Origin of the sequence: Promicromonospora kroppenstedtii DSM 19349, assembly GCF_000515355.1 — a bacterium.
GTDB classification, from domain to species: domain Bacteria; phylum Actinomycetota; class Actinomycetes; order Actinomycetales; family Cellulomonadaceae; genus Promicromonospora; species Promicromonospora kroppenstedtii.
The window spans coordinates 7,950-14,861 of the sequence record NZ_KI911761.1 but is presented as its reverse complement, the minus strand read 5'-3'; the positions used below and the strand labels follow the sequence as shown (position 1 = coordinate 14,861).

Annotated in this window: 8 protein-coding genes; 3 read left to right on the top strand and 5 right to left on the bottom strand. The window is 69.7% G+C overall.

Annotated features, from left to right (window positions below; all coding sequences use genetic code 11):
* From PROKR_RS36560 to PROKR_RS28605, 3 genes are all read right to left on the bottom strand, one after another.
* Positions 1-219, bottom strand: a 219-nt coding sequence (locus PROKR_RS36560) for a TetR family transcriptional regulator (protein ID WP_036970848.1), incomplete at its 3' end; no start/stop codon positions are given.
* A gap of 30 nt (positions 220-249) precedes the next feature.
* Positions 250-1,293, bottom strand: a complete 1,044-nt coding sequence (locus PROKR_RS28610) for a DUF418 domain-containing protein (RefSeq protein WP_051433469.1) — start codon at positions 1,291-1,293, stop codon at positions 250-252.
* A 103-nt stretch (positions 1,294-1,396) separates the two neighbouring features.
* The gene (locus PROKR_RS28605; RefSeq protein ID WP_245606009.1) at positions 1,397-1,924 is read right to left on the bottom strand and encodes a macro domain-containing protein; all 528 of its coding nucleotides are present in this window, start codon (positions 1,922-1,924) and stop codon (positions 1,397-1,399) included.
* A gap of 190 nt (positions 1,925-2,114) precedes the next feature.
* Between PROKR_RS28605 and PROKR_RS28600 the strand changes: the two genes are divergently transcribed.
* Positions 2,115-3,323, top strand: a complete 1,209-nt coding sequence (locus PROKR_RS28600) for a TerC family protein (RefSeq protein ID WP_036970847.1) — start codon at positions 2,115-2,117, stop codon at positions 3,321-3,323.
* Positions 3,324-3,372: 49 nt separating this feature from the next.
* On the opposite strand, the gene PROKR_RS28595 is transcribed toward PROKR_RS28600, so the two are convergent.
* Both PROKR_RS28595 and cynS read right to left on the bottom strand, forming a co-directional pair.
* A complete protein-coding gene (locus PROKR_RS28595) occupies positions 3,373-4,185 on the bottom strand; it encodes a formate/nitrite transporter family protein (RefSeq protein WP_036970845.1) in 813 nt (270 codons plus the stop codon).
* A gap of 26 nt (positions 4,186-4,211) precedes the next feature.
* Entirely contained in the window at positions 4,212-4,664 is a 453-nt protein-coding gene (gene cynS / locus PROKR_RS28590; RefSeq protein WP_036970844.1) for a cyanase, read from the bottom strand.
* Between the two features lie 202 nt (positions 4,665-4,866).
* On the opposite strand from cynS, the gene PROKR_RS28585 reads away from it, so the two are divergent.
* Together PROKR_RS28585 and PROKR_RS28580 are read left to right on the top strand one after the other, a co-directional pair.
* On the top strand, positions 4,867-5,658 hold the full coding sequence (locus PROKR_RS28585; RefSeq protein ID WP_051433467.1) for a helix-turn-helix transcriptional regulator: 792 nt from the start codon (positions 4,867-4,869) through the stop codon (positions 5,656-5,658).
* Positions 5,659-5,719: 61 nt separating this feature from the next.
* The gene (locus PROKR_RS28580; protein ID WP_245606008.1) at positions 5,720-6,568 is read left to right on the top strand and encodes a DeoR/GlpR family DNA-binding transcription regulator; all 849 of its coding nucleotides are present in this window, start codon (positions 5,720-5,722) and stop codon (positions 6,566-6,568) included.
* The last annotated feature ends 344 nt before the right edge of the window (positions 6,569-6,912 follow it).

Genomic DNA, 6,912 nt, shown 5'->3' with positions numbered 1-6,912 from the left:
GACCGCCTCGGCGACGCGGGCGGTCAGGTCGGCGAGGGCGACGGCGCTGACGCCGTCCAGCAGCGCGGCGTGGTCGCGCACGTGGGAGTACAGGCTGGGCGTGCGAACGCCGAGGCGGCGGGCGACCGCCGAGAGCGTGACGGCCTCCAGCCCGCTCTCGTCGGCCAGCGCCGTTGCCTCGGCGATCACCGTGTCCGGGGTCAGGGGTGCGCGGGCCATACGGCCAGCCTACACCCTTTAGGTTTTTGCCTATGACTGTTCGGTCGTGGCGACGCGGCGGTGCGTGGTCGCGGGCCGCAGCCAGGTCGCCGTGCGCCACAGCCACTCCACGGGCCCGTAGACGAAATGCCTCAGCCACAGCCGGCTGAGCACGGACTGCACGGCGATCAGCGCCACGGACATGATCACGACGGGCGCCGCGCTGGTCATGTGGCCGAAGTCGACGACGAGGGCGGCCAGCGCGACGACGATCGCCGCGCCCACGTAGTTGGTCAGGGCCATCCGGCCCAGGGGCTCGAAGACCGCGGCGACCACCCGGCGTGCGGGCGTGCGCCACAGCAGCGCCAGGCCCGTGGTGTACAGCACAGCCATGACCAGGCCGGCCACGGAGCCCGCCGTCGAGAAGCGCGGGTCGCCGCCGGGCGTGCTGAGCTGCCAGCCCAGCGCCGGCACCGTCAGTACGGCTGCGGCGGCGAACACGATGCCGACCGCGCGGCCGGAGGACTCCAGCGCCTTGGGCAGGCCGTAGGCGGTGGTCCCCGCGCCGAGCAGGATGAGGCCCGGCACGGAGGGGAGCCCGCCGCCGAACATCGCGTAGGCCACGATCGTGAGCACTGCGCCGCCGGCCAGGGTGACCCAGCGGGGCGCGAATGCCACGACGGGCAGCATCAGCAGGCCCACGACGCCGTACTCGATCAGCACGTTGCCGGGGTAGGCGAGCATCAGCAGCCCGCCGATGACCGACAGCGCGACGAGCCGGCGCACCAGCACGAGTACCGGCCGGGAGGAGCGGGCGCGGGCGCCGTCGAGCACGATCCAGAGGCTCATGCCGAACAGGAAGACGAAGATGGGCACGAACCGGGTCTGCACGGTGAGGTAGAGCGCGTCGAGCACCGGGTCGTCGACGGGGGCGCCACCCTCCATCACGCGGGCCATGCCGAGCCGGGTGATGTCCACCGCGTTGACCAGGAGGATGCCGAACACGGCGAAACCGCGCAGCGAGTCGATGAACCGCCAGCGTGGTCGGGTGCTTGTCGGGGTAGGGGCCGCGAGGGCCGTGTCTGGTGCGCTCATGACGGCCATCCAAACAAGTGGGGGGTGGTGGTGGCGTCCGACCGCGAGAGGATCTTCCCGGTGGGGGAGTAGGGGTGAACCCTGGGTGTCGATCGGGCGCTGATCAGGGGTGCTCGGTGCGGCCGGACGGTCCGCCGCGATCATGCGATCTGGCCTGGTTCTGGCATGGGGGGACGTAGAGCCGCACCTCGACGTCGGCCAGCCCGCCCAGCGCGGCCTCGATCCGCGGGCGCACCTCGACCCAGTCCAGCCCGCCGTGGCCCGTGCCGAGCGGCGGGATCGCGATCGACCCGATCCGGTACTCCTGGATCACGCGAACGAGATCCACCAGGCCGTCGTCGATGTACGCGAACTGAGACCCCGACCGCCAGTGCTTCTTCGTCGGGAAGTTCACGACGTACCTCGGCCCGGTCGCCGCTCCCGTCGCCCAGAGGTGCATCCGCCCGACGGCTACCTCGCCCGCCCTGCACGCGCGGACGTACGCGGCATACATCTCGGGGTAGGCACGGCGGAACTGCAGGGCGATGCCCTTGCCCATGACCCCCACGGTGTTAACGGCGTTCACGAGGGCGTCGACGTCCGCCTTCAGAAGGTCGCCGTGTGCTTCGGTCATCATCGGTGCTCTGCTCACGCCCCAGGAGTACCACCCGTGTCTGACACGGACCCCGGCTCCTCGGCCAGATCCATGCGTTTCGACGAGAACCGGCCGCGCCCGGCTAGTAACCTCTAAGGCCTCGCCTCGTCCGGACACTGCCCACCTCGTCGCCCGAACCTGTCGCGGGCAGCGTGCGGCCTTGTCCCTCGACCGGAAAGCAGGCCGCATGGAAGTCACGCCGCTCGTCTGGACGCTCACGATCGCCGCGATCGTGCTGCTCCTCCTCTTCGACTACTTCTTCCATGTCCGCAAGGCGCACGTCCCGGAGCTGAAAGAGGCCGCGATCTGGTCCTCGATCTACGTCGGCATCGCGCTGCTGTTCGGGGTCGGTGTGCTGGTCCTGGGCGGCGTCGCCGCGGGGTCCGAGTACTTCTCCGGCTACATCACGGAGAAGGCGCTGTCGGTCGACAACCTCTTCGTGTTCCTCATCATCATGACGAGCTTCCGCGTGCCGCGGGAGGACCAGCAGAAGGTGCTGCTGTTCGGCATCACGTTCTCCCTGGCCGCGCGCACCGGGTTCATCTTCCTGGGCGCCGCCCTCATCAACTCGTTCGCCTGGGTGTTCTACATCTTCGGCCTGATCCTGCTGGTCACGGCCGGCAACATGCTCAAGCCGGAGAGCTCGGAGTCGCGGCACGACGAGAACATCGCCGTGCGGATCGCCCGGAGGCTGTTCCACACGAGCCCGGACTACGACGGCGACAAGCTGTTCACGATCCACGACGGCAAGCGGGCGCTGACCCCGATGCTCCTGGTCATGGTCGCGATCGGCGGCACGGACCTGCTGTTCGCGCTCGACTCGATCCCCGCGATCTTCGGCCTGACGCAGGACGTGTACATCGTGTTCACCGCCACCGCGTTCTCGCTGCTCGGCCTGCGCCAGCTCTACTTCCTGCTGGACGGCCTGCTCGACCGGCTGATCTACCTCTCGTACGGGCTGGCCATCATCCTCGCGTTCATCGGGGTCAAGCTGGTGCTCCACGCGCTGCACGAGAACAACGTCCCGTTCATCAACGGCGGCGAGCCGGTGCCGGTCTTCGAGATCAGCACCGGCCTGTCCCTGACCGTCATCATCGGGGTGATCATCGTGACCGTGGTCGCGTCGCTGTGGAGCAAGGCGGGCCGGGCGCAGACCGCCATCGCGAACGCGCGCCGCCACGCGAGCGAGTACCTGGACCTCGGCTACACGGCGGACCACGCCGAGCGCATCCGGGTCTACGCGGCGCTGTGCGAGGAGGAGACGACGATCAAGAACCTCGGCGAGAAGTACCGCCAGAAGGCCCGCGACGAGAGCGAGCTCATGGACCTCCTGCACCGGGCGCACGCCGAGCACGACGAGTCGGTGCGGCGCGCGGCCCGGGACGGGACGGCCTGAGCCCGTGTCGGGTGGATCCCCGTGGTCACGGGGATCCACCGGACACCTCCTAGCGCAGCACTCTTGCCGGAGCCGTCCTGAGGTGCGTGCCATAGATCACGAGCCCGACGAACATCAGTCCGCCGACGAGATTGCCGAGCACGGTCGGTAGCTCGTTCCAGAGCAGGTAGTCGCCGATCGTGAAATCGCCGCCGAGCATGAGCCCTATCGGGAAGAGGAACATGTTCACGACGGAGTGCTCGAAACCCATGTAGAAGAACACCATGATCGGCATCCACATCGCGATGACCTTGCCCGGGAGACTGTCGGACATCATGGCGCCCACGACGCCGGTCGAGACCATCCAGTTGCACAGAACCCCGCGCACGAAGAGGGTGAGCATGCCGGCCATCCCGTGCTCCGCATAACCCACGGTCCTGCCCTCACCGATCACACCGATCGCCTGGCCGACCTCGCTCGGCGGGCTGGAGAAGCCATAGGTGAAGACGACGGCCATGAGCAGGGCGGTCGTCAGCGCCCCGGCGAAGTTCCCCAGGAAGACCAGTCCCCAGTTGCGGAGCACCGCCGCGCCCGTCACGCCGGGGCGCTTGTCCAGCCACGCGAGTGGAACGAGGGTGAACACGCCGGTCAGCAGGTCGAAGCCGAGCAGGTACAGCATGCAGAAGCCGACCGGGAACAGGACGGCACCCACGAGCGGCTGGCCGGTCTGCACGCTGATCGTGACGGCGAAGGCCGCCGCCAGGGCGAGGATCGCGCCCGCCATGTAGGCGCGGATGAAGGTGTCCCGGGTGGACATCAGCGCCTTGGACTGGCCGGCGTCGACCATGCGGACAGCGAAGTCCTTGGGGGTGACGTAAGACATGAGGGGGCTCCGTATCGGGGTCTGGGTCACCACTGGTACTTCAGGAACTTGCCGTCGATGACGACGCGGACGCGGTCCCCGTCCGGGTCCTCGCGGCGGGAGATCTCGACGTTGCAGTTGATCGCGCTCATGATCCCGTCGCCGAACTCCTCGTGGATGGCCTCCTTCAGGGCCGGGCCGTAGACGTCCAGGAGCTCGTAGAAGCGGTAGATCGTCGGGTCCGCCCGGAGGGAGTCGCCGTTGAGGCGGTACGGCTGCTCCTGGAGGGCGAGGACGGTGTCCGCGTCGAGCTCGAGCAGCCGGCCGACCGCCTCGGCGACGTCGGCGGGGACGGGGTGCGAACCCAGGAGCGCGGCGACGGTCCACAGCAGGGGCCGGTCGACCTGCTCTGCGATCTCCGCCCAGGTCATTCCTGACCTGCGCAGGGATGCGCGGACGTCCTGCGTCGCGGCCTCTCGCGTGCTGTTCCAGGTGGTCATCTGATCTCCGGTCGGAAAGGGGCGGCCGGGTACCGCCCGTGTGCCTCCACCTCACCGAACAGGCGCCGCTCGTTCCTAGGCCGTTTGCGAGAGGCAATGCGCAGAAAGCGAAGCGGCGGCGCCCTTTTACGAGCGCGAAACGCTTGCGCAACGAATGCGGGATCGCCCTGCGCGTACCGTCCCCGGGAGAACGGAGGAGCCGATGGCCGGAATGACGCACCACCCGATCACGCCCACCGCCGAGCACGTTGCGGACCGGCTGCTGCTCGCTGACGTGGTCAGCGAGGCCCCCGTCCCGTTGTGGGTCATCGGGCCTGAAGGATCCGTGGTCGTCGCGAACCGGGCGGCGGTCTCCTTTCTCGGCTACCGGAACGAGCTCGACCTCGTCGGTGGTCCGAGTCACGAGCTTCTCCACCGCAACCGGCTGGACGGGACCTCTTATCCACCCGAGGAATGCCCGATCATCTGCGCGCGCGGAATGGCGCATCAAGGCCAGGAATGGTTCATGACGCGTGCGGGAGACCCACGCCCGGTGCACTGGTCGACGAGAAGGCTCCATGACACGGGCGCGACGGTCCTGAGCTTCATGCCCACCGCCTCCGACGCCGTGCGGCACCGGGCCGAGAGACGTCTGCGCGACGCGGTGCCGACGTCCGCTCCGCTCCGGTCCCGGGCCGCGCTTCGCGACGGGCTGTACGCGATCATCCACGAGCGGTTCGCGGATCCCCTGTTCTCCGTGGCCGACCTTGCCACCGAGGCGCACGTCTCGGTGCGATCGCTGCAGGCCCTGTTCGCCGACGTCGGGCGGTCGCCCGCGTCCGAGGTGCGGCGGATCCGGCTCGACTTCGCGCACAGCATGCTGGAACGGGGGCACGCCGTGCAGACGGCGTGCCAGCGCTCCGGATTCCTCGACCCGGGGTCCTTCGGACGGGCATTCCGCCGGCGCTTCGGCTACCCCCCGAGCCAGGTGCGTCCGCTGGAGGCGAGCAGCTAGGCCTGTCCTGACCGGGTGAAGTACCTTCCGAAATCCGGCCGTTCCCGGCAGACTCTGGGCCGTGGGCCCGACGACGGGGGACAGGGCGACGGTGCACGCCGCGACACCCGAGGCGACACCGGAGTCCGGCGCGCCCTCGGTGGCGGCCGACCCGCAGAGCCCGCGGTCCAAGGAGCTGCTGGCGCTGGTGCGACGGCGCGGCCGGATCGAGGTGAGCGAGTCCGCGCGCATGCTCGCCGTCTCGCAGGAGACCGTGCGGCGTGAGCTGCGCAAGCTGGAGGCGCAGGGCCTGATCCGGCGCAGCTACGGGCTGGCGTTCCCGGTGGAGACCAGCTCGTTCGAGACGGCGCTGTCGCAGCGCTGGCAGAGCTTTCCCGAGGAGAAGGCGCGGATCGCCGCCGAGGTGGCCCGGCGCCTGGGGGAGGCGCGCACCATCTTCGTGGACGAGGGCTTCCAGCCGCTGCTGGCGGCGCGGGCCCTGCCGCAGGACCGGGAACTGACCGTGGTCACGTCCTCGCTGCCGGTGGCCACCGAGCTGTCGGCGCGGCCGAACGTGCAGGTGATCATCATCGGCGGGCGGGTGCGCGGCAAGACGCTGGGCGTGGTGGACGGCGCGGCCGTCGACATGCTGCGCACGTTCCGCCTCGACCTCGGGCTGATCGGCGCGAACGGTGTGACCGTCGAGGACGGCCTGACCACGCCCGACCCCGTCGTCGCGAGCGTCAAGGCGGCCGCGATCGAGGTGAGCCGCCGCCGGATCTTCATCGGGGCGCACCACAAGTTCGGTGTCACGAGCTTCGTGCGGTTCGCCGGCCTGGACGACTTCGAGGCGATGATCACCGGCACCCAGCTCGGCGCGGCCCGGGCCCGTGCGTTCCACGCGGCCGGCGCGGAGATCGTCCAGGTCTGACGCCCTGCCCCTCGGGGCCCTGACCGATCGGTCTCCTGCGCGGAGCAGTTGGTGCCCGGTGCGGGATGCGGTTTCCGGTCGCCGCGCGGGGCGGAAACCTGCCAGAACCTGGCCCCCGCGGGTCCCGGCCGGATCAGCTGCGCCCCGGCATACCCCGCCGTCGGCCGCCTGGAAGCGGCAGGTCTGTGCGATTCCACAGCCCCGGTGAACGTTTCGAGACGGGCTCGTTGACCCCCCTGATGGCCCGGCCCACGATGTGCACCTCACGACGACGTGACCAGACGTGACCAGAAGGGTCGAAGCAATGAAGCTCACGAGAACTGCGCGCCGCCAGGCCGCGCCCG

What these genes read in the sequence shown, in the direction of transcription:
- PROKR_RS28595 (WP_036970845.1), bottom strand. Translation starts at nt 4,185, where the DNA reads ATGTCTTACGTCACCCCCAAGGACTTCGCTGTCCGCATGGTCGACGCC.
- PROKR_RS28610 (WP_051433469.1), bottom strand. Translation starts at nt 1,293, where the DNA reads ATGAGCGCACCAGACACGGCCCTCGCGGCCCCTACCCCGACAAGCACC.
- cynS (WP_036970844.1), bottom strand. Translation starts at nt 4,664, where the DNA reads ATGACCACCTGGAACAGCACGCGAGAGGCCGCGACGCAGGACGTCCGC.
- PROKR_RS28585 (WP_051433467.1), top strand. Translation starts at nt 4,867, where the DNA reads ATGGCCGGAATGACGCACCACCCGATCACGCCCACCGCCGAGCACGTT.
- PROKR_RS28600 (WP_036970847.1), top strand. Translation starts at nt 2,115, where the DNA reads ATGGAAGTCACGCCGCTCGTCTGGACGCTCACGATCGCCGCGATCGTG.